At 74.7% G+C, this 21084-nt stretch carries 20 protein-coding genes; 12 read left to right on the top strand and 8 right to left on the bottom strand.

All coding sequences use genetic code 11. From position 1 onward, the window contains the following. Window positions 1-76: 76 nt before the first annotated feature. The 3 genes from HK417_RS13905 to HK417_RS13895 form a co-directional block, all read right to left on the bottom strand. The gene (locus tag HK417_RS13905; protein ID WP_222267409.1) at window positions 77-301 is read right to left on the bottom strand and encodes a hypothetical protein; all 225 of its coding nucleotides are present in this window, start codon (window positions 299-301) and stop codon (window positions 77-79) included. Next, complete coding sequence (locus HK417_RS13900; RefSeq protein ID WP_222267407.1) at window positions 301-693, bottom strand: hypothetical protein; 393 nt, start codon at window positions 691-693, stop codon at window positions 301-303. Before HK417_RS13900 ends, HK417_RS13905 begins: the two co-directional genes overlap by 1 nt. 308 nt (window positions 694-1001) lie before the next feature. Then, entirely contained in the window at window positions 1002-2384 is a 1383-nt protein-coding gene (locus HK417_RS13895) for a recombinase family protein (protein WP_222267405.1), read from the bottom strand. A gap of 104 nt (window positions 2385-2488) precedes the next feature. Here HK417_RS13895 and HK417_RS13890 point away from each other — a divergent pair, with 104 nt between their 5' ends. Then, complete coding sequence (locus tag HK417_RS13890; protein ID WP_222267441.1) at window positions 2489-2629, top strand: hypothetical protein; 141 nt, start codon at window positions 2489-2491, stop codon at window positions 2627-2629. Window positions 2630-2979: 350 nt separating this feature from the next. Here HK417_RS13890 and HK417_RS13885 read toward each other — a convergent pair whose 3' ends face one another. Then, window positions 2980-3363, bottom strand: coding sequence for a VOC family protein (locus tag HK417_RS13885; RefSeq protein ID WP_222267403.1), 384 nt, complete (start codon window positions 3361-3363; stop codon window positions 2980-2982). Window positions 3364-3399: 36 nt separating this feature from the next. On the opposite strand from HK417_RS13885, the gene HK417_RS13880 reads away from it, so the two are divergent. The 5 genes from HK417_RS13880 to HK417_RS13860 all read left to right on the top strand — a co-directional run bounded on the left by HK417_RS13880 (window position 3400) and on the right by HK417_RS13860 (window position 6472). Continuing rightward, window positions 3400-3810 (top strand): rhodanese-like domain-containing protein, encoded by a 411-nt coding sequence (locus tag HK417_RS13880; protein WP_222267401.1) that lies wholly within the window; start codon window positions 3400-3402, stop codon window positions 3808-3810. Between the two features lie 67 nt (window positions 3811-3877). Beyond that, on the top strand, window positions 3878-4501 hold the full coding sequence (gene upp, locus HK417_RS13875; protein ID WP_222267398.1) for a uracil phosphoribosyltransferase: 624 nt from the start codon (window positions 3878-3880) through the stop codon (window positions 4499-4501). Further along, complete coding sequence (locus HK417_RS13870) at window positions 4501-5391, top strand: Gfo/Idh/MocA family protein (RefSeq protein ID WP_222267396.1); 891 nt, start codon at window positions 4501-4503, stop codon at window positions 5389-5391. The genes upp and HK417_RS13870 overlap by 1 nt, the downstream gene beginning before the upstream one ends. Before the next feature lie 112 nt (window positions 5392-5503). Continuing rightward, on the top strand, window positions 5504-5926 hold the full coding sequence (locus HK417_RS13865) for a DUF805 domain-containing protein (RefSeq protein ID WP_222267394.1): 423 nt from the start codon (window positions 5504-5506) through the stop codon (window positions 5924-5926). Window positions 5927-6046: 120 nt separating this feature from the next. Beyond that, a complete protein-coding gene (locus HK417_RS13860) occupies window positions 6047-6472 on the top strand; it encodes a DUF805 domain-containing protein (RefSeq protein WP_222267392.1) in 426 nt (141 codons plus the stop codon). Between the two features lie 45 nt (window positions 6473-6517). On the opposite strand, the gene HK417_RS13855 is transcribed toward HK417_RS13860, so the two are convergent. The 3 genes from HK417_RS13855 to HK417_RS13845 all read right to left on the bottom strand — a co-directional run bounded on the left by HK417_RS13855 (window position 6518) and on the right by HK417_RS13845 (window position 9922). Next, a complete protein-coding gene (locus HK417_RS13855) occupies window positions 6518-8158 on the bottom strand; it encodes a phospho-sugar mutase (RefSeq protein ID WP_222267390.1) in 1641 nt (546 codons plus the stop codon). After that, window positions 8155-8997, bottom strand: a complete 843-nt coding sequence (locus tag HK417_RS13850) for an NAD-dependent epimerase/dehydratase family protein (protein WP_222267388.1) — start codon at window positions 8995-8997, stop codon at window positions 8155-8157. Before HK417_RS13850 ends, HK417_RS13855 begins: the two co-directional genes overlap by 4 nt. 76 nt (window positions 8998-9073) lie before the next feature. Beyond that, complete coding sequence (locus HK417_RS13845; RefSeq protein WP_308123575.1) at window positions 9074-9922, bottom strand: purine-nucleoside phosphorylase; 849 nt, start codon at window positions 9920-9922, stop codon at window positions 9074-9076. Between the two features lie 122 nt (window positions 9923-10044). Here HK417_RS13845 and HK417_RS13840 point away from each other — a divergent pair, with 122 nt between their 5' ends. From HK417_RS13840 to HK417_RS13815, 6 genes are all read left to right on the top strand, one after another. Next, window positions 10045-11187 carry a glutamate--cysteine ligase gene (locus HK417_RS13840; protein WP_222267384.1) on the top strand — a complete coding sequence of 381 codons (1143 nt, stop codon included), beginning with the start codon at window positions 10045-10047 and terminating at the stop codon, window positions 11185-11187. A 20-nt stretch (window positions 11188-11207) separates the two neighbouring features. After that, entirely contained in the window at window positions 11208-12458 is a 1251-nt protein-coding gene (locus HK417_RS13835; protein WP_222267382.1) for an amidohydrolase, read from the top strand. Window positions 12459-12505: 47 nt separating this feature from the next. After that, window positions 12506-14398 carry a methylmalonyl-CoA mutase subunit beta gene (locus HK417_RS13830; protein WP_222267380.1) on the top strand — a complete coding sequence of 631 codons (1893 nt, stop codon included), beginning with the start codon at window positions 12506-12508 and terminating at the stop codon, window positions 14396-14398. Then, on the top strand, window positions 14395-16602 hold the full coding sequence (gene scpA / locus HK417_RS13825; protein ID WP_222267378.1) for a methylmalonyl-CoA mutase: 2208 nt from the start codon (window positions 14395-14397) through the stop codon (window positions 16600-16602). The genes HK417_RS13830 and scpA overlap by 4 nt, the downstream gene beginning before the upstream one ends. 7 nt (window positions 16603-16609) lie before the next feature. Further along, window positions 16610-17629, top strand: coding sequence for a methylmalonyl Co-A mutase-associated GTPase MeaB (gene meaB / locus HK417_RS13820; RefSeq protein ID WP_308123574.1), 1020 nt, complete (start codon window positions 16610-16612; stop codon window positions 17627-17629). 251 nt (window positions 17630-17880) lie between these two features. Further along, complete coding sequence (locus HK417_RS13815) at window positions 17881-19290, top strand: NAD(P)H-quinone dehydrogenase (protein WP_222267377.1); 1410 nt, start codon at window positions 17881-17883, stop codon at window positions 19288-19290. 1 nt (window position 19291) lies between these two features. Here HK417_RS13815 and HK417_RS13810 read toward each other — a convergent pair whose 3' ends face one another. After that, a complete protein-coding gene (locus HK417_RS13810) occupies window positions 19292-21061 on the bottom strand; it encodes an acetyl/propionyl/methylcrotonyl-CoA carboxylase subunit alpha (protein WP_222267375.1) in 1770 nt (589 codons plus the stop codon). Window positions 21062-21084: the final 23 nt, after the last annotated feature.

Below are 21084 nucleotides of genomic sequence, written 5' to 3'. Positions count from 1 at the left end.
ATCATGGGGCTGGGCTCCAGGTGGCTCTGGGGTCAAGTGGTGGCGATGGCCGGGGGCGTCTGGTCCCCGGCCGCGCTCACGCGCCGGACTGGCCGGCCCTGCGGGGCGGCTGGCGGTCGGCGAGCTGGCGTTGAGCGCTGGGCCGCAGCAACGTCGCCAGCAGGTCGACCTCGGCCTCGTCCAGCGGGCGGAAGCCGGCGACCAGCTGCGCGGCGTGTGCGGCGATCCGGTCGGCGGTGGCGGGGTCCAGCGCGTCCAGCCGCGGCACGCGGCCATAGGGCGCGGTCGGTGAGCTGCTCATCAGCCGGTGAGCAGCAGGTCGGCGACCCGCGCGCACTGCTCGTCGGTCAGCGGCGGCAGCCCGCCGACGACCCGGCGCACGTACTCGTCCAAGGGATCGGTGACGGTGGCGATGGGCGCACTGCCCGTTCCGCGCGACTCCTCGGCGACCTTGCGCCGGGCCTGCGCCGAGCGCAGCGCCAGCCGGGTGAAGTGGGCCTTGCGGGCGTGCTCGGCCCGGCGGGCGCGCTCGGCCGGGGGCAGCACGCCATTGGGGTCGACCTCGCGCTCGAACTTGGACACCAGGGCGGCGCGCGCGGGCGCGGTGCGGGCCGACCGGTTGGCGGCCTTGGCCCACGACTCGTGGGCAGCCAGACGAGCGATGAGGGCGCGATCAGAAGAAGGGCAGGACACAGCGACAGCTCCCAGGAAGAGGGGGTAGCTGCCGGCTCTGCTACGGCTCGCCCGTCCGATGCGGCTTCGTAGTCCTACCAGCTCGTTATTCGGTTAGTCAGCGATGTGCGGCGGGTGACGACTCCGTGGGCTCGGACCAGGCCCTTCTACGTCTCTACCGGGACCGTACGTGCGGATGCACAGCGCGTGCAAGCGTGGGTGCCTAGCGTCACGCCACACCTGCCCCAGCCGCCACGCTGCCTACCTGCGGGACGGCTCGATCCGCACAGTCGTCGGGTCGAACGCTGCCCTCCGGAGGCCAGGGCGGCTCACCCGCGCGCGTGTCGCTCGATGCGCACAGTGGCCGGGTCGAACGGCGCCCGGCCGGGCTTGCTCGGCAGCAGCGTCACGGTCACCAGGGCGTCCAGCGCGCTGCGGCGCACACCCAGGTCCGATTCGTCCAGCCACGCCTGGCCGGGGTCAGCGGCAGCCAGCAGTGACCCCAGCCGCGAGCCTCGGCCGGCCTCGGCCAGCTGCCCCTCGACCTCGGCCAGCTCGTCGGTGATCTTCTCGGTGGCCGCCTTGAGCTGCCGGCCGGTGAGCAGGCCGTCGGCGTAGTCGGTGGTCACCTGATCCAGCCGGTGCCGCAGCGCGGCGGCGCGGTCGCGCAGCTCGGGCACGCCGTCCTGCTCGTCGGCGGCCACCCGTGCGGCCAGCAACCCTGGCACGCGGAGCAGGTCGACCAGCGTCTGCTCGATCAGGGCGTCGACCGGCTCGGCCGAGCGGGACAGGTGCGAGCGGGCCTGGCACTGGTACACCCGCTTGCCGTGCTGGGAGTAATTGACCCGAACCCGCGCGCCGCAGTGGCAGCGGAACAGTCCACCGCCCAGCCAGCGCAGCGCACCCTGGCCCCGGTAGCGGGCCGGGTCGGCGATCAGCTCACGCGCCGCCCGCCAGGTGGCCTCGTCCACGATCGGCTCCCAGGTGCCCGGCCCGATCACCTCGCCGTGGTAGGCGCGCAGGCCGGCGTTGCGCGGGTTGAGCAGCATCGTTCGCGCGCTGGAGCGGTCCCACCGCTTGCCGGTGGTGGTGGTGAAGCCACGCTCGTTGAGCCAGCGGGTGGCCGCGACCATGGTCATGCCGGCCAGCACCAGCCGGTACAGCTCGCACACCGCCTCGGCCTCGGCCGGGTGCTGCGCGCCGTTGGTGAAGCCGAACGCGCGCCGCGCCGGGGGGCGGCCGGCCTCGGCTGCCTGGCGACCGGCCCGCTTCTGCCGCGCGGACTTCCGCTCGACCTCCCCCTGGGCCACCGAGCCGAGGATGCGGGCGACCAGCCGGCCCGCGTCGGTGGACAGGTCCAGGTCACCGGCGACGGTGGCGATCCGCACGGACGCCTGCTCGGTCCGGTCGATGACGTCCACCAGGTCGGCCAGCCGCCGGGTCAGCCGATCCAGGTGCCAGACGATCACCACGTCGACGGCCCGGGCGTCGATCAGCTCCAGCAGCCGCTCGTAGCCGGGGCGGCGGCGCCCGGTGCTGGCGCTCATGTCGTTGTCGGTGAGCACCCCGCCGGGGATCACCGTCCAGCCCCGCTCGGCGGCCAGTCGCTCGCAGTCCTGCCGCTGGCGCTCGACGGCCAGCCCGTCGCCGGCCGCGTCGCGGGACTGGCGCAGGTAGATGGCGGCCCGGTTGGTGCCGATCGAGATGCCCATGGCTAAGTACGGTAGTCAATGTCTATATGCGACGCACTGGTGCGACGTCCACCACCCGGCCACCCCCAGGGGCCCGCGGCGAGCCTGCGAGTCGTGGGGAGGGGGTGGTCCTTCTGCACACCAAGGTCCACCACGGCTTCCGGGTCGACCGCGACGACACCGCACCACCGGGCAGCCGATGGCGCACCTACCGCCCCGACGGCACCGAGATCCTCATCGGCCCGCTGCTGTCCGACGCTGCGTAGCGGGATCCGACTGCAGGCTGCCCAGTCGTTCGAAGCCGTTGCAAGATCCTCACCGGGGCAGTGCCTTGCGCAGGGCAGGATCCGTCGATCGCCTCCATCGCTGACTCTTGTCCACGATCCTGGGGACGTACATGGGCATCGGATCGGATCCGACGCGTGGCAGACGTCAGGGTCCGTGGGACCGGCTGGCGACTGATCGTGCTCGTGGGCGTGCTCGTCACGGCTGCGATCACCACGGACAGCGCGGGGACTCGCGACTTCGAAATCGTTCTCGCAACGTCCTCGGTCTGTGCCCAGCTGCTGTTCCACAGGCGAGGGCGCTCATGAGCCCGATTCGGCGGCAACTCACGTCAGCGCTGGTCGCGGCGCAGGGGGTGGTCCGCGGGCACCTCGACGAGCACGATCCGGATGCCGTCCGGATCGGCGACCCAGGCCTCGACCAGCCCCCACGGCTCCTGCTGCGGCACCCGGAGCACCGGCACGCCTGCGGCGGCCAGCCGGTCCACCTCGGCGGCGACGTCGCGGACCTGCAGCCACAGCGCCACGCCGCCCACCGGGCCGTCCGCCCGACCGGACACCTCCAGCAGCCCGTTCCCGGTGAAGAACACCAGCCCCGGCTCGTCGGGCGGGCCGAACTCCCGGTACACGGCGAGGCCGAGGACGTCCCGGTAGAAGGCCCTGCTCCGCGCCGGGTCCGCGGGACGGACGAGCACCCGGCTGCTCAGCACCTCCATGCGGCCATCCTCGCCCGTCCTGGCAGGCTCGACCGGGTGACCGTCGACGACCTGCTGGCCGCCAGCCGCCGTGGCGTCCGGCGGCTGACCCCCGAGGAGACCGCCGCCGCGGCCCGGCGCGGTGCCCTCGTCGTCGACACCCGGACCGAGGCCCAGCGCCGTCGCCAGGGCGAACTCCCACCCGACCTGCTGCCCGGCGTGCTCGTCATCGACCGCACGGTCCTGGAGTGGCGGCTCGACCCGACATCGGCCGCCCGCATCCCCGAGGCCACCGGCGCGGACCTCCACGTCGTCGTGGTCTGCCGGCAGGGCTACAGCTCCAGCCTGGCCGCCGCCTCCCTGCGGGCGCTCGGCCTGACCCGCGCGACCGACCTGGCCGGCGGCGTCGAGGCCTGGCTCGCCGCCGGGCTCCCGACCGTCGCCGGTCCCGCCGACGTGCGTGAGTGATGCGGGGCCAGCGCCGGTGACCGGCTGGCCGGGCCCGCGCACCGGCCCGGCCGATACGGTGTCCGCCGTGCAGCTGACCGTCGTGGACCACCCGATCGCCCGCGCCCGCCTCTCGCGGATGCGCGACGAGCGCACCGACAACGCCGCCTTCCGGGCCGCGCTGCGCGAGCTGACCCAGATGCTGGTCTACGAGGCCACCCGCGACCTCGCCGTCGCCGAGGAGCCGATCACCACGCCGGTCACCGAGACCACCGGCTACCGGTTGGCGTCCCCGCCGCTCATCGTCCCGGTGCTCCGCGCCGGCCTCGGCATGGCGGACACCGCGCACGGCATGCTCCCCGAGTCGCAGATGGGCTTCGTCGGGCTGGCCCGCAACGAGGTCACCTTCCAGCCCGAGGCCTACATGGCCTCGCTGCCCGAGTCGCTGGTCGACCGGGCCGTCTTCGTCCTCGACCCCATGCTGGCCACCGGCGGCTCGCTCGTGCACTGCTGCACCCTGCTCACCGAGCGCGGCGCCACCGACATCACCGTGCTCTGCGTCCTCGCCGCCCCCGAGGGCCTGGAGCGGCTGGCGGGCAGCGGCCTGCCGCTGCGCGTGTTCACCGCCAGCGTCGACGAGCGGCTCAATGACAACGCCTACATCGTCCCCGGCCTCGGCGACGCCGGAGACCGCCAGTTCGGCGCCGTCTGATGCGCTTCGCGGTGCTCGGCACCGGCTTCTGGGCGCGCGAGGTGCACGCCGCCTCCCTCGCCGGTCACCCCGACGCCGAGCTGGTCGGCGTCTGGGGCCGCGACCTGGCCAAGGCGAAGGCGGCCGGGGCGCAGTTCGACGTCCCGGGCACCACCGACCTCGACGAGCTCCTCGCCGACGTCGACGCGGTCAGCATCGCCGTCCCCCCGGACGTGCAGGTGCCGCTCGCCGTTGCCGCCGCCCAGGCGGGCCGGCACCTCCTGCTGGAGAAGCCGATCGCCCTCGACCTGGCCGGCGCCGACCGGGTGGTCGACGCGACGCAGGCCGCCGGCGTCGCGTCGGTCGTCTTCTTCACCGCCCGGTTCCGGACGGCGACCTCCACCTGGCTGCAGCAGGCCGCCCGGACCACCCTCGCCGGTGGCGCGCTCACCTGGATCGGGTCCCTGGCCGGCACTCCGTTCGGGCACTCGCCCTGGCGCCGCGAGCACGGGGCGCTGTGGGACATCGGTCCGCACGCCCTCGCGCTGCTCGTCCCCACCCTCGGCCCGGTCACGGCGGTGCAGGCCGGATCCGGTCAGGGCGACACCGTGCACCTGGTGCTGAGCCACCCGGAGGGGCGCGCCAGCACGGTGACGCTGTCCCACACCAGCTCCGAGCTCGCCGCCGGGATCGACGTCTGGGTGCACGGGGACGCCGGGCGCCTGGTCCTGCTGCCGGAGACCGGCACCGCGGTCGAGGCGCACCGCGTCGCCGTCGACGAGCTGTCCGCGGCCGCGCTGACCGGCGGGTCGCACCCCTGTGACGTGACGTTCGGCCGGGACGTCGTCCAGGTGATCGAGGCCGCCCAGCGCGCGCTGGCCAGCGGCTGCCGGGAGACCGTCGGCGGATGAACCGCCGGGCGGGCCCGCTCCCACCCGGTGCGCGGCGTGTCCGGCCGACCGCCCGGCGCGGCGCCCCGACCGGCGGGGAGGATGGTCACGTACGAACGGCAGGGAGGAACCCGTGAGCTTCTGGCACTGGTACGTCCGCCGCGGGCGGATCGACCGCCGGACCTGGTGGCTGCACTACACGCTGCCGCTGACTGGGCTGGCGCTGCTCGCCTTCCTCGCCGACCTGACCACCGGCGCCGGGAGCCTGCCCACCGCGGCACAGCCGGACCTCACCTACGGGCCGCTGTTCACCGTCGTGGGCCTGCTCTCCGCGCCGGCCTCGATCTCCTCGAACGTGACCCGGCTGCACGACCGCGGCCTGCCGGCGTGGCTGCTGCTGCTGGCCCTCGTCCCCGTCGTCGGGCAGCTCGGGCTCCTCGTGCTGACCGGCTTCGTGCCCGGCCACCGCGGGGTGAACCGGTACGGGCCGCCGCCCTCCGCGCCGGGTCCGCAGCCGGCCGCGGAGCCGCTGTACCCGCCGCCGTCCTGGAGCTGACGAGACCACCGCACCGGCCGGCGGCGTGTCACCCTCAAGGGGCAAAGACATCCCGCAGCGTGACCGCCAGGATGAGCCACCGCCCCAGCCCGGCGGCACCGCTCCCACAGTGAGGTCCACGTGAACATCGCGCAGTGGTACGTCTCCCGCGGCCGCATCACCCGCCGCACCTTCTGGCTGTACTACGTCCTGCCGCTGGCGCTGCTCGGCATCCTGGCCTCGGTCGCCGACCTGGCGATGGGCTTCGCCGAGCTCGAGACGACGACCACCGCGAGCAGTGCCAGCGCGTGGTACAGCATGGGGCCCATCTCCATCGCGGTCACCGTGCTCACGCTGGTCCCGTCGATCTCCTCGACGGTCACCCGGCTGCACGACCAGGACAAGTCGGCCGTCTGGCTGCTCTTCCTGCTGCTCCCGATGATCGGCTGGCTCGTCCTGCTCGTGCTGGCCGGCTTCATCCCCGGCACCCCGGGTCACAACAAGTACGGCCCGCCCCCGGTCGGGGACCGGGTCCAGGAGCCCGGCTACCCGACGTCCTACAGCTGACCGGCGAGCGGGCGGCGCACCGCAGCGTGCGCCGCCCGCGCCGGTCTACAGGCCGAGTGCGGTCGCCATCTCCGCGCACAGCCGGTCCAGCTCGTCCGCCGCGCGCCCGCGGGCGGCGGGCACCGCGTCCCGCCCGGCGACCGGGACGACGGTCTCCAGGTACGCCTTGAGCTTCGGCTCGGTCCCGCTGGGCCGGACCGTGACCCGCACACCGTCGCCCTGCAGCCGCACCCCGTCCACCGGCGGGTCGGTCTCCCGCAGGTCGGTCGCCGTGACGTCCCGCCCGAGCAGCTGCGCCGGCGGCCGCGCCCGCAGCCGCTGCATCGCCCCGGTGATCAGCGACAGGTCCTCCACCCGCGCGGACAGCTGGCCGGTGACGAACAGGCCGTGCTCCACCGCGAGCTCGTCGAGACGGTCGGGGAGCGTGCGGCCCTCGGCCTTCAGCTCGGCCGCGAGCAGCGCGACCGCCAGCGACGCGGAGACGCCGTCCTTGTCCCGGGCCACCGACGGGGTCACGGCGTAGCCGAGCGCCTCCTCGTAGCCGAACACCAGCGGCGCAGCGGCCGAGCCGGCCCGGATGATCCACTTGAACCCGGTCGGGGTCTCCGCGAACGGCACGCCGTGCGACCGCGCCAGCTCGCGCAGCAGCGAGCCGCTCACCAGCGACGCCGCGTAGGTGCCGGTGACCCCGCGGCGCAGCAGCCAGTCGGCGAGCAGCACACCGACCTCGTCGCCGGTCAGCTGCCGGCCGCCGCAGACCACCGAGCAGCGGTCCGCGTCGGGGTCCTGGGCGATCGCCAGGTCCGCGCCGACCCGCTCGGCCAGCGCGGTCAGCAGGTCGACCGCGCCCGGCTCCTCCGGGTTGGGGAAGCTCACCGTCGGGAAGTCCGGATCAGGGCGGTCCTGCTGCGGAACGGCGTGCAGCGGGCCGAACCCGGCGGCGTCGAACACCCGCCGCGTGGTGGGGGAGCCGACCCCGTGCATCGCCGTGTAAGCGACCACCAGCGCCTGCCGGTCGGCCAGCGGCACGCGGCCCGGCTCCAGCGCGTCGACCACGGCGGCGACGTAGTCGGTCTCGACGTCGTCCCCGAGCGTCGTCCAGTCCTCGCCGCGCGGCAGGTCGCGCAGCGGGCCGACCGCGGCGATCGCCGCCTCGATCTCCCGGTCGGCCGGCGGCACCAGCTGGGCGCCGTCGGCCAGGTAGACCTTGTAGCCGTTGTCCTGCGGGGGGTTGTGGCTGGCGGTCACCATGATCCCGGCGACCGCGCCGAGGGAGCGCACCGCGAAGGAGAGCACCGGCGTGGGGAGTGGCCGGGGCAGCACCTGGACGGCGAACCCCGCGCCGCTGAGCACCTCGGCCGTCAGCTGGGCGAACTCGTCGGACCGGCGCCGCGCGTCGTAGCCGATGACCACCCCGCCACCGCCGTGTCCCGCCCCGGTGAGCCAGGCGCCCAGCCCGGCCGCCGCCCGGGTGACCACCGCGGCGTTCATCCCGGCCGGCCCGGCCCGCAGCGGACCGCGCAGGCCGGCCGTGCCGAAGGTCAACGGCCCGGCGAACCGGCGGGTCAGCTCGGCCAGGGCGTCGGGGCTCTGGCCCGAGGCCCGCACGAGCGCCTCGATCTCGGCCCGGTCACCCTCGTGCGGGTCGTCGTCCGCCCAGTCCCGGGCGACCTGCAGGACCGTCACCGGCCCTCCTCGCCCATCCGCGCCTCGACCTCGTCGGCGTCCAGGTCGGGCAGCGTGTACTCACCGCCCACCCGGGCGTGCACCGGGTCGTCGGGGTCCGGCTCGCCGTAGGCCTCGATCAGCGCCTCGGCGTACGGCTCGGCGTCGTCCTGAGGGTCGTACCCGAGGGCGCGGGCGGCGGAGAGGTCCCACCAGGCCCGGGTGTTGGCCGAGATGCCCCAGACGACGGCGTAGCCCGGGGAGGGCGCCCGCAGCGCCGCGTCCACCAGCCGGACGGTGTCGCCGGGGGACAGCCAGGTGGCCAGCTGGCGCACCGTCGTCGGCTCGGGGAAGGCGCTGCCGATCCGCAGGCAGACGACGTCCATCCCGTACCGGTCGACGTAGAGCGAGCCGAGCGCCTCCATCGTCACCTTCGCGACGCCGTAGTAGGTGTCCGGCCGGTGCGGGGCGTCCGCCTCCCGCAGCAGGCCCCCGGCCGGCCGCGGGGTGAAGCCGGTGGCGTGGTTGCTGCTGGCCAGCACCACCCGCTGCACGCCGGCCCGGCGGGCGGCCTCCAGCGCCGTCCGGGTCGTCTCGATGTGCGAGTGCGCGATCACCGGCCAGGTCGCCTCGCCGCGGTGCCCGGCCAACTGGACGACGGCGGAGGCGCCCGTGGCCGCGTCCACCATCGCCGCCAGGTCGGCCGCGTCGGCCACCCGGTGCTCCTCGCCGGGGCGCGTTTCCTGCAGCTCCACGACGTCCAGGCTGCGCAGCGCCCACCCCTTCTCCGGCAGGCCGCCCCGCAGCACGGTGCCGACCCCGCCGGCCGCGCCGGTGATCAGCACGGGCCCGCCGCTCACGGGATCACCTGCTCGCTCCCGCGGGGCGCTCCGCGCCTCGCTCGTTCCCCGCTGCGATGCCCACGGCCCGGTCCGCTCACGGCATCCGCCCGATCAGCTCGACCAGGAACGCGCCCAGCCGGCCCGCCGCCGCCCGGCCCGCCTCGAGCACCTCCTGGTGGTCCAGCGCCTCGCCGGTGATCCCGGCCGCCGCGTTGGTGACCATCGACAGCCCGAACACCTCCATGCCCGCGGCGCGGGCGGCGATCGCCTCGAGCGCCGTCGACATGCCCACCAGGTCCGCGCCCAGCGTGCGGAGCATGCGGATCTCCGCCGGCGTCTCGAAGTGCGGCCCCGGCAGCGCGGCGTAGACGCCCTCGGTCAGCTCCGGGTTGATCTCCCTCGCGAGGCCGCGCAGCCGCGCGGAGTAGAGGTCGGTCAGGTCGACGAAGGTGCCGCCCACGAGCGGCGACCGGGCGGTCAGGTTGAGGTGGTCGCTGATCAGCACCGCCTGGCCCACCCGGTGGTCGGCGGCCAGGCCGCCGGCGGCGTTGGTGAGGACGACGGTGCGCACCCCCGCGGCGGCCGCGGTCCGGATGCCGTGCACCACCGGCTCGACCCCGCGGCCCTCGTAGAGGTGCGTGCGGCCGAGGAACAGCAGCACCTTGCGCGGCCCCACCCGCACGGAGCGGATCTCGCCGCCGTGCCCGACCACGCTCGGCGCGGCGAACCCGGGGAGGTCACCGATCCCCACGCTGGCGAGCGTCTCGCCGAAGGCCTCGGCGGCCGGCGCCCAGCCGGAGCCCATGACGACCGCGACGTCGTGTCCGGTGCCCAGGGCGGTGACCAGGTCCTCCGCCGCCCGGGTGGCGAGGGCGGCGGGATCGGTCACCAGCGCCGGGTGGGGATGGTGATCGGTGGGGACGGCGGCGTTCAGGTGGTCCACGCGGCGAACGTAGCCCAGCGGCGCGTCCCGGGAGGGCAGGCAAGGTACTCCCGGGCGGCAGCCGGCGACGGCGCTGGTCATCGACCGGGCGAGGGGGCTCCGGCGTCCCTAGACTCCCCGGGATGAAGATCCCGTTCCACTCCTCCGAGCGGGCGAGCCTCGGCGTGGAGTGGGAGCTGCAGCTGGTCGACCGGGACACCCGCGAGCTCACCGCCGGTGCCGTCGAGGTGCTCGCCGCCATCACGCCCGAGGGGCTGCACGAGCACCCGAAGGCCAAGCACGAGCTGCTCCAGTCGACCATCGAGGTGATCACCGGCATCTGCTCGACCGTCGCCGAGGCGAAGGCCGACCTCGCCGGCACCATCGCCGAGGTCGCCGCCGCGGCGGACGCGCGCGGGCTCGACCTGATGTGCGCGGGCACCCACCCGTTCACCCACTGGCGCTCGCAGGAGGTCTCGCCCAAGGAGCGGTACGTCCAGCTCATGGAGCGGATGCAGTGGATGGCCCGCCGCATGCAGATCTTCGGCGTCCACGTGCACGTCGGCGTCCGGTCGGGGGACAAGGCCTTCCCGATCGTCAACGCGCTCACCCAGTACATCCCGCACTTCCTCGCGCTGTCGGCGTCCTCCCCCTACTGGTCCGGCTGCGACACCGGCCTGGCGTCGGCCCGGACCAAGGTCTTCGAGGGCCTGCCCACCGCCGGGCTGCCCTACCAGCTGGCCGACTGGCCGGCGTTTGAGCAGTACATGGAGACCCTGATCACCACCGGCGCCATCGAGAGCGTCCGCGAGGTGTGGTGGGACATCCGGCCGCACCCGAACTTCGGGACCGTCGAGCTGCGGATCTGCGACGGGTTGCCCACGCTGGACGAGATCGGGGTGGTGGCCGCGATCGCGCAGTGCCTGGTGGAGAAGCTCGACCAGGAGATCGACCGCGGGTACACGCTGCCCACCCCGGCGAGCTGGGTGCTGCGGGAGAACAAGTGGCGGGCCACCCGCCACGGGCTGGACGCCGACATCGTCGTCGACGACAAGGGCACCGTGCGGCCGGTGCGGCAGGCGATCGCGGACCTGGCCGAGGAGCTCGCCCCGTTCGCGCGCAAACTGGGCTGCGAGGCCGAGCTGGCCGACGTCGACCGGGTGCTCACCGTGGGAGCCAGCTACCAGCGGCAGCGGGCGGTCGCCGCGGCGCACGGCGGCGACCTGCGGCCGGTGGTCGACAGCCTGGTCGCGGAGATGCGCGACGGGCTGCCACGCCGCGCATGATCGACGACAGGAGTGGCGGGATGACGCGGGAGGAGCCGGTCCCGGCCGTGGAGGTGGCCGGCCGGGCGGTCGACGCCTGGTCGCGGGCGCACCAGCCGGAGCTGGTCGCCGTCCGCCGGCACCTGCACGCGCACCCGGAGCTCGGCTTCGCCGAGCACGAGACGACCGCCTACCTCGAGCAGCGGCTCACCGCCGCCGGGCTGCGGCCACGCCGACTGACGGCCGGCACCGGCCTGGTGTGCGACGTCGGCGGCAGCGGGCTGGACGGGGGCCCGGTCGTGGTGCTGAGGGCCGACATCGACGCCCTGCCGCTGGCCGACCTCAAGGACGTCCCCTACGCCTCCATCCGCGAGGGCCTCTGCCACGCCTGCGGTCACGACGTGCACACCACCGTGCTGCTGGGCGTGGCCCTGGCCCTCGCGTCGCTGGCGGACCTGCCCGGCACGGTCCGCTGCGTCTTCCAGCCCGCCGAGGAGCGGGTGCCCGGCGGTGGGCTGCTGGTCCTCGAGGAGGGCGTGCTGGCCGGCGCCTCGCGGGCGTTCGCGCTGCACTGCGACCCGTCGGTGCACGTCGGCAAGGTGGGGCTGCGGACCGGCGCGATCACCGCCGCGTGCGACCGGGTCGAGGTGACCCTCACCGGCCCGGGCGGGCACACCGCGCGGCCCCAGCTGACCGTCGACCTCGTGCACGCGCTGGGCCGGGTGGTCACCGAGGTGCCCGGCCTGCTGTCCCGGGTCGTGGACCCCCGCTCCGGCGTGTCCCTGGTGTGGGGTTCGGTGAGCGCGGGCGTCGCCCCGAACGCGATCCCGGAGACCGGCACGCTGCGCGGCACGCTGCGGGTGCTGGACCGGTCGGTGTGGAGCGACGCGGAGGAGCTCGTCCGCCGGCTGGTCACCGAGGTGGCGCGGACGTCGGGCGCCGAGGTCGACATCGAGTACGTGCGCGGGGTGCCGCCGGTGGTCAACGACCCGCGGAGCGTCGCACTCATGCGTTCGGCCGCGCTGGAGACGGTCGGCAGCGAGGGCGTCGAGCTCTCGCCGCAGAGCATGGGCGGGGAGGACTTCGGCTGGTTCGCCGAGGTGATGCCCATCGCGCTGGCCCGGCTGGGCACGCACGGCTCGGGCGAGCTGTTGGACCTGCACCGGGGGACCTTCGACGTCGACGAGCGGGCGATCGGCGTCGGGCTGCGGCTGCTGGCCCGCACCGCGCTGCACGCGCTTGCCGCCGATGCCGTGCTCCCCGCCGGCCCGCCGGTCGGTAGGAGCATGTAGACCTGTCCTGACGCGCTCATCAGCACCTGAGAGGCGGAAACCCGACGATGCCTTCCACCGAGATCGGTCACCCCGAGGGGCCACCCCCGGCCGAGCCGGAGGCCCCCGCCGAGCTCTCGCTCGCCGCGGAGTTCCCGCCGGCGACCCGCGACGAGTGGCGGCAGCTGGTGGCCGCCGTGCTGCGCAAGGCCGGCCGCACGGAGCTGCCCGACCCGGTCGAGGAGGTGCTGCGCCGCACGGTCGCCACGGGGGTGACGGTCGCGCCGCTCTACACCGCCGAGGACGCCGGGAACCTGCCGACGGCGGTCGGCGTGCCCGGGCTGCCGCCGTTCGTCCGCGGCGCGCGGGCCGGCGCGGCGGGGACGACCGCGGCCGGTGGGGCGGACACCGACGTGCCCGGCGGCTGGGACGTCCGGCAGCGGCACGCCGACCCGGACGTCGCGGTCACCCGGGAGGCGATCGCCGCGGACCTGGACAACGGCGTCTCCTCGCTGTGGCTGGTGCTCGGCGACGGCGCGTTGCCGGTGGACGCGCTCGGCGAGGTGCTCGCCGACGTCTACCTGGACCTCGCCCCGGTGACGCTGGAGGGCGGCACGCCGGCCGCGGAGGCGTTCCTGGCCCTGGTCGAGGGGCGTACCGACCTCGCCCCGGGCAGCTGCCTGGGGCTGGACCCGCTGGGGCTGCAGGCGGCGACGGGGGAGGACCAGGACCTTTCCGATCTGGCCGGGTTCGCCCGGCGTGCGGCGGCCCATCCGGGGATGCGTGCCGTCGTCGTCGACGCCACCGTCTTCGCCGACGCGGGCGCCACGGCGGTGGAGGAGCTCGGCTGCGCGCTGGCCGCCGGGGTCGCCTACCTGCGGGCGCTCACCGCGGGCGGCCTGAGCGTGGACGAGGCGTTCGGCCAGCTGGAGTTCCGCTTCGCCGCCGGCGACGACCAGTTCACGACGATCGCGACGCTGCGGGCAGCGCGCCGGCTCTGGGACCGGGTGGGGGATGCCAGCGGCGCCGCGCCCGCGGCGCGGGCGCAACGGCAGCACGCGGTCACGTCCTCGGTGATGACCACCCGGCACGACCCGTGGGTGAACCTGCTGCGGACGACGGTCGCCTGTTTCGCCGCGGGCGTGGGCGGGGCCGACGTCGTCACCGTGCAGCCGTTCGACGCCGCGCTCGGGCTGCCCGACGCCTTCGCCCGGCGGATCGCCCGCAACACCCAGAGCCTGCTGCTGGAGGAGGCGCACCTCGCCCGCGTCATCGACCCCGCCGGCGGGTCCTGGTACGCGGAGTCGCTCACCGAGTCGCTGGCCCAGGCCGCCTGGTCCTGGTTCACCGAGATCGAGCGGGCCGGCGGGCTGGCCGCCGCGCTCTCCTCCGGTCTGGTGGGCAGCCGGATCGGCGCGGCCTGGGCCGAGCGGGCCGAGCGGATCGCCCGCCGCACCGAGGCGGTGACCGGCGTCAGCGAGTTCCCCAATCCCGCCGAGGTGCTGCCCGAGCGGCGCCCCGCGGCACCGCCGCCGTCCGGGGGGCTGCCCCGGGTGCGCGCCGCGGCCGGCTTCGAGGAGCTCCGCGGCCGGGCCGAGGCCGCCTCCCCGCGCCCGGCCGTCTACCTGGCCACGCTCGGACCGGTGGCCCGGCACACCGCCCGGGCCGGCTTCGCCGCCGCCCTGTTCCAGGCCGGGGGGCTGCTGACCCCCACCGGCGACCGGGCCGGCGGCCTGGCCGGCGCCGGCACCACGGTCGCGTGCCTGTGCGGCACCGACGCCGACTACGCCGAGTCCGCGGCCGAGGTCGTGGCGGAGCTCCGGGCGGCCGGTGCCACCCGGGTGTGGCTCGCCGGGAAACCGTCGCTGGGGGTGGACGGCGTCGACGGTCACGTGTACGCCGGATGTGACGCCCTCGCGGTCCTGCGGACGGTGCACGAGCAGCTGGGAGTGCAGGCATGAGCACGATCCCCGACTTCGGCGGCCTGGAGCTCGGCCCCCCGGCGGCTGCGGCCACCGCGGACGACTGGGCGAAGGCCTACGAGGCCACGACCGGTCGCGGCGTCGCCGAGGCCGCCTGGGAGACGCCGGAGGGCATCGCCGTCCCCCCGCTGTACACGCCGGCCGACCTGGCCGACGTCGACTTCCTGGCCACCTACCCGGGCATCGTGCCGTACCTGCGCGGGCCCTATCCGACGATGTACACCACACAGCCGTGGACGGTGCGGCAGTACGCCGGGTTCTCCACCGCCGCGGCGTCCAACGCGTTCTACCGGCGGAACCTCGCCGCCGGGCAGAAGGGCCTGTCGGTCGCCTTCGACCTGCCCACCCACCGGGGCTACGACTCCGACCACCCGCGGGTGGTCGGCGACGTGGGCATGGCCGGCGTGGCGATCGACTCGATCCTGGACATGCGCCAGCTGTTCGACGGCATCCCGCTGGACCGGATGAGCGTCTCGATGACCATGAACGGCGCCGTGCTGCCGGTGCTGGCGCTCTACGTCGTCGCCGCGGAGGAGCAGGGAGTCGCGCCCGCGCGGCTGACCGGGACCATCCAGAACGACATCCTCAAGGAGTTCATGGTCCGCAACACCTACATCTACCCGCCAAAGCCCTCGATGCAGATCATCAGCGACATCTTCGCGTTCACCTCGCGCGAGATGCCGCGGTTCAACTCGATCTCCATCTCCGGGTACCACATCCAGGAGGCCGGGGCGACCGCCGACCTGGAGCTGGCCTACACCCTGGCCGACGGGGTGGAGTACCTGAAGGCCGGCACCGCGGCGGGGATGGACGTCGACACCTTCGCGCCCCGGCTGTCGTTCTTCTGGGGCATCGGCATGAACTTCTTCATGGAGGTCGCGAAGCTGCGGGCCGGGCGGCTGCTGTGGGCCCGGCTGGTGAAGGCCGAGGGGGCGAAGGACCCGAAGTCGCTGTCGCTGCGCACCCACTGCCAGACCTCCGGGTGGTCGTTGACCGCGCAGGACGTCTACAACAACGTCGTCCGCACCTGCCTGGAGGCGATGGCCGCCACCCAGGGGCACACCCAGTCGCTGCACACCAACGCCCTGGACGAGGCGTTGGCGCTGCCGACGGACTTCTCCGCGCGGATCGCCCGCAACACCCAGCTGCTGCTGCAGCAGGAGTCGGGGACGACGCGGGTCATCGACCCGTGGGGCGGCTCGGCCTACGTGGAGAAGCTGACCTATGACCTGGCCCGCCGGGCGTGGGCGCACATCGAGGAGGTCGCCGAGCACGGCGGCATGGCGCAGGCGATCGACGACGGGATCCCGAAGCTGCGCATCGAGGAGGCCGCGGCCCGCACCCAGGCCCGGATCGACTCCGGCCGCCAACCGGTCATCGGGGTGAACAAGTACCGGGTCGCCGCCGACGAGGCGGTGGACGTGCTGCGGGTCGACAACGCCGACGTGCTGGCCCAGCAGAAGGCCAAGCTCGCCGAGCTGCGGGCCTCGCGGGACGCCCGCGCGGTGGAGGACGCCCTGCGCCGGCTCACCGGCGCCGCGCGTGCCGCGGCCGACGGGCGGCGGGGGAGCGACCTGGACGCCAACCTGCTCAAGCTCGCCATCGACGCGGCCCGGGCGAAGGCCACCGTCGGGGAGATCTCCGACGCGCTGGAGACGGTGTGGGGGCGGCACGCCGGCCAGGTGCGCACCATTGCCGGTGTGTACCGCGACGAGGCAGGCGACTCCGGGCCGGTGGAGGAGACCCGCCGGATGGCGGCGGCGTTCGAGGAGGCCGAGGGCCGCCGGCCGCGGATCCTGGTCGCCAAGATGGGCCAGGACGGGCACGACCGCGGCCAGAAGGTGATCGCCACGGCCTTCGCCGACCTCGGCTTCGACGTCGACGTGGGCCCGCTGTTCCAGACCCCGGAGGAGGTCGCCCGGCAGGCGGTGGAGGCCGACGTGCACGTCGTCGGGGTCTCCTCGCTCGCCGCCGGCCACCTCACCCTGGTGCCGGCGCTGCGCGACGCCCTGGCCGAGCTGGGTGCCGACGACGTGGTGGTCGTGGTCGGCGGGGTCATCCCGCCCGACGACGTGCCGACCCTGAAGGAGATGGGGGCTGCCGCGGTCTTCCTGCCCGGGACGGTCATCGCCGAGGCCGCGCAGGGGCTGCTGCGGACGCTGTCCGACCGCCTCGGCCACTAGGGCAGAAGTGGCCATTTCTGCCCCTGTCGAGGGCACGAGACGGGACGTCGACGTCGCGGCGCTGGCGGACGGGGTGCTCGACGGCAACCGGCGGGCAGTGGCGCGGGCGATCACGCTGGTCGAGTCGCGCCGGGCCGACCACCGGGAGCGTGCGCAGGACCTGCTGGTGGCGCTGCTGCCGCACGCCGGTAACGCCCGCCGGGTCGGGATCAGCGGGGTGCCCGGGGTCGGGAAGTCCACCTTCATCGACTCGCTCGGCACCTCGCTCACCGCGGCCGGGTCACGCGTCGCGGTGCTCGCCGTCGACCCGTCGTCCACCCGCTCCGGCGGGTCGATCCTCGGTGACAAGACGCGGATGGCCCGGCTGGCGGTGGACCCGGACGCGTTCATCCGCCCGGCCCCGACGGCCGGGACCCTCGGCGGGGTGGCCCAGGCGACCCGGGAGTCGATGGTCGTGGTGGAGGCGGCCGGCTACGACGTCGTCCTGGTGGAGACCGTCGGCGTCGGCCAGTCCGAGGTGGCCGTCGCGGCGATGGTCGACTCGTTCCTGTTCCTCACCCTGGCTCGCACCGGGGACCAGCTGCAGGGGATCAAACGCGGGATCCTGGAGATCGTCGACGTCATCGCGGTGAACAAGGCCGACGGGCCCGGGGAGGTCGACGCCCGCCGGGCGGCCCGGGAGCTGGCCGGGGCGATCCGGATGCTGCGCGGCCACTCGTCCGCGTGGGACGTCCCGGTGCTCACCTGCGCGGGGCTGACCGGGCAGGGGCTGGAGCAGGTGTGGGCGGCGGTCGTCGAGCACCAGGACCGGATGCGGGCGTCGGGGGCACTGGAGGCGCGGCGGCGCGAGCAGCAGGTCCGCTGGGTCTGGCAGCTGGTGCGCGACGAGCTGGAGCACCGGCTGCGTGATCACCCCGCCGTCCGGGCGGCCACGCCCGAGCTCGAGCGCGACGTGCTGGCCGGCGAGCTCACCCCGGCGCTCGCCGCCCGCCAGCTGCTGGACGCCTTCTTCACCGCCGGGGACTGACCTCCGGTCCCTCGCTGTCTGCCTTGCCTGTCCGGCGGGTCCACAGCGCACAGCGGCGTCCGGACCGGACGGAGGAGACGGGCTCGTGGCGATCATGAACTCCCGGGACCGACACGCTGGGCCGGGGCGGCGTGTCGGTCCCCGAACTCCATGATCACGGCAGTGGGCGCGCCGAGTCGGTTGCTCGGCCGCGGCCGGGACCAGGGACACTGGAGCGGCATCGTCGTCACAGCAGTGGGAGAGCCGGAGTCATGACCCGCATCGTCATCATCGGGGGCGGTCCCGCTGGCTACGAGGCCGCGCTGGTTGCCGCCCAGCTCGGGGCCGACGTCGCCGTGGTCGAGCGCGACGGGATCGGTGGCGCCAGCGTGCTCACCGACTGCGTGCCCTCCAAGACCTTCATCGCCTCGGCCGGCGCGATGACCTCGGTCCGCGACTCCCAGGTCCTGGGCCTGCGCGGCACCGACCCCGAGACCGTGTGCCTCGACCTGGCCGCGGTGAACCAGCGGATCAAGGGCCTGGCCGTCGCCCAGTCCTCGGACATCCACGCCCGGTTGGAGAACGAGGGCGTGCGGATCATCCGCGGGCAGGCCCGGCTGGCCGACGACGCCCGCGGGCTCGCCACGCACCGGGTCGAGGTGCTGGACGGCGACGGCGGGGTCACCGAGGAGCTGGAGGGCGACGTCGTCCTCATCGCCACCGGCGCCGACCCCCGCGTGCTGCCCGGTGCCGAGCCCGACGGCGAGCGGATCCTCTCTTGGCGGGACGTCTACGAGCTCGAGGAGATGCCCGAGCACCTCGTCGTCGTCGGGTCCGGGGTCACCGGCGCGGAGTTCGCCTCGGGGTACCTGGAGGCCGGCGTCCCGGTCACCCTGGTCTCCTCCCGCGACCAGGTGCTGCCCGGCGAGGACGCCGACGCCGCCGCCGTCGTGGAGAAGGTGTTCCAGTCCCGCGGCGGGCGGATCGCCGAGCGCAGCCGCGCGGAGAAGGTGGTGCGCACCGAGAAGGGCGTCCGGGTCGAGCTCACCGACGGCCGGGTCGTCGAGGGGTCGCACGCGCTGATGACCGTCGGCACGGTGCCCAACACCGCCGGGCTCAACCTGGACGCGTGCGGCGTGGAGGTCAGCAAGTCCGGCCACGTCGTCGTCGACCGGGTCTCCCGCACCACCACGCCGGGCATCTACGCCGCCGGCGACGTCACCGGCGTCTTCCAGCTCGCCTCGGTCGCGGCCATGCAGGGCCGGATCGCGATGTGGCACGCGCTGGGTGAGGCGGTCGCCCCGATCCGGCTCAAGACGGTGTCGGCGAACGTCTTCACCCACCCGGAGATCGCCACGGTCGGCGTGCAGGAGAAGGCGCTCACCGAGGGCGCCGACGTCGAGGTCGTGTGGCTGCCGCTGGCCACCAACGCGCGGGCCAAGATGGGCGACCTGCACGACGGGTTCGTGAAGCTGTACTGCCGGCGCTCCACCGACGTCGTCATCGGCGGTGTCGTCGTGGCCCCCATGGCGTCGGAGCTCATCCTGCCGATCACCCTCGCGGTCACCAAGGGGCTCACCGCCGGCGACCTGGCCAACACCTTCGCGATCTACCCGTCGCTGTCCGGCTCGATCACCGAGGCCGGCCGGCGGCTCATGGGCATCGAGGACGAGCACAGCTGAGTCAGGCGGCCTGCTCCGCGTCGCTGATGGTGCAGATCGTCGCGCCGCTGGAGATCGAGGCCCCCACCTCGGCGGACAGCCCGGAGACCGTGCCCGCCTTGTGGGCGACGATCGGCTGCTCCATCTTCATCGCCTCGAGCACGACGACGAGGTCACCGGCGGCGACGGTCGCGCCGTCGGAGACCGCCACCTTGACGATGGTGCCCTGCATCGGCGAGGTGAGCGCGTCCCCGGATACCGCCGCGCCGCCGTGGCCACCGCTCCGCCGGCGCGGCTTCGACCCGCCGGCGGGCGCCGGGGCACCGCCACCGACGGCGAGACCGGCGGGCAGGGACACCTCCAGCCGCCGGCCGCCGACCTCGACGACGACGGTCTGGCGCGGCGGCTCCTCCTCGCCGGACGGGGCCGCCGCGGCGTAGGGCGGCACCTGGTTGTCCCACCCGGTCTCGATCCACCGGGTGTGCACCGTGAACGGCTCGGTGGTGAACGCCGCGTCGCGGACGACCGCCCGGTGGAACGGGACCACCGTCGGCATGCCTTCGACGACCAGCTCGTCCAGCGCCCGCCGGGCGCGCTGCAGGGCCTCCTCGCGGGTGGCCCCGGTGACGATCAGCTTCGCCAGCATCGAGTCGAAGGCGCCGGCGACCGCCCCGCCGGCCTCGACCCCGGAGTCCCAGCGCACGCCGGGGCCCTGCGGGATCTCCAGCCGGGTGACCGGGCCGGGGGCGGGCATGAAGTTGCGTCCGGCGTCCTCGGCGTTGATCCGGAACTCGATGCTGTGCCCGCGCGGGGCGGGGTCCTCGGTGATGTCCAGGGCCAGCCCGTCGGCGATCCGGAACTGCTGCCGCACCAGGTCGATGCCGCTGGTCTCCTCGGTCACCGGGTGCTCGACCTGCAGCCGGGTGTTGACCTCGAGGAAGGAGATCGACCCGTCGGTGCCGACCAGGTACTCGACGGTCCCCGCCCCGTGGTAGCCGGCCTCCCGGCAGATGGCCTTGGCCGACTCGTGGATCCGGGCCCGCTGCTCGTCGGTGAGGAACGGCGCGGGCGCCTCCTCTACCAGCTTCTGGTTGCGGCGCTGCAGCGAGCAGTCCCGGGTGCCGACGACGACGACGTTGCCGTGCGTGTCGGCCAGCACCTGCGCCTCGACGTGCCGGGGCTCGTCGAGGAACCGCTCGACGAAGCACTCGCCGCGGCCGAAGGCGGAGACCGCCTCGCGGACGGCGGAGTCGAACAGCTCCGGGATCTCCTCCAGCGTGCGGGCCACCTTGAGCCCGCGACCGCCCCCGCCGAACGCGGCCTTGATGGCCACCGGCAGCCCGTGCTCCCGGGCGAACGCGACCACCTCGTCGGCGTCGGCGACCGGGTCCGTGGTGCCCGGGACCAGCGGCGCGCCCGCCCGGGTCGCGATGTGCCGGGCGGCGACCTTGTCGCCGAGGTCGATGATCGACTGGGGCGAGGGGCCGATCCAGGTGAGCCCGGCGTCGAGGACGGCCTGGGCGAAGTGGGAGTTCTCGGAGAGGAAGCCGTAGCCGGGGTGCACCGCGTCGGCACCGGACCGGCGCGCGGCGTCGATGACCTTCTCGACCACCAGGTACGAGTCCCCGGGGGTGGTGCCGCCCAGCGCGAAGGCCTCGTCGGCGATCCGCACGTGGAGAGCGTCCCGGTCGGGCTCGGCGTACACGGCGACGCTGGTCAACCCGGCGTCCCGGCAGGCGCGTGCCACCCGCACCGCGATCTCCCCGCGGTTGGCGATCAGGACCTTCTGCACCGGGGTTCTCCTCCTCCGCGTGG

This window comes from Modestobacter marinus (assembly GCF_019799945.1).
GTDB classification, from domain to species: Bacteria; Actinomycetota; Actinomycetes; order Mycobacteriales; family Geodermatophilaceae; genus Modestobacter; species Modestobacter marinus_B.
The sequence above is the reverse complement of the archived record's forward strand: the minus strand, read 5'-3'. Positions and strand labels throughout refer to the sequence as shown.

Bases quoted from the DNA above. Each gene is read 5' to 3' on its own strand.
- HK417_RS13885 (WP_222267403.1), bottom strand. From the start codon at position 3,363: ATGGAGGTGCTGAGCAGCCGGGTGCTCGTCCGTCCCGCGGACCCGGCG.
- HK417_RS13895 (WP_222267405.1), bottom strand. From the start codon at position 2,384: ATGGGCATCTCGATCGGCACCAACCGGGCCGCCATCTACCTGCGCCAG.
- HK417_RS13815 (WP_222267377.1), top strand. From the start codon at position 17,881: ATGACCCGCATCGTCATCATCGGGGGCGGTCCCGCTGGCTACGAGGCC.
- HK417_RS13905 (WP_222267409.1), bottom strand. From the start codon at position 301: ATGAGCAGCTCACCGACCGCGCCCTATGGCCGCGTGCCGCGGCTGGAC.
- scpA (WP_222267378.1), top strand. From the start codon at position 14,395: ATGAGCACGATCCCCGACTTCGGCGGCCTGGAGCTCGGCCCCCCGGCG.
- HK417_RS13840 (WP_222267384.1), top strand. From the start codon at position 10,045: ATGAAGATCCCGTTCCACTCCTCCGAGCGGGCGAGCCTCGGCGTGGAG.
- HK417_RS13870 (WP_222267396.1), top strand. From the start codon at position 4,501: ATGCGCTTCGCGGTGCTCGGCACCGGCTTCTGGGCGCGCGAGGTGCAC.
- HK417_RS13830 (WP_222267380.1), top strand. From the start codon at position 12,506: ATGCCTTCCACCGAGATCGGTCACCCCGAGGGGCCACCCCCGGCCGAG.
- HK417_RS13835 (WP_222267382.1), top strand. From the start codon at position 11,208: ATGACGCGGGAGGAGCCGGTCCCGGCCGTGGAGGTGGCCGGCCGGGCG.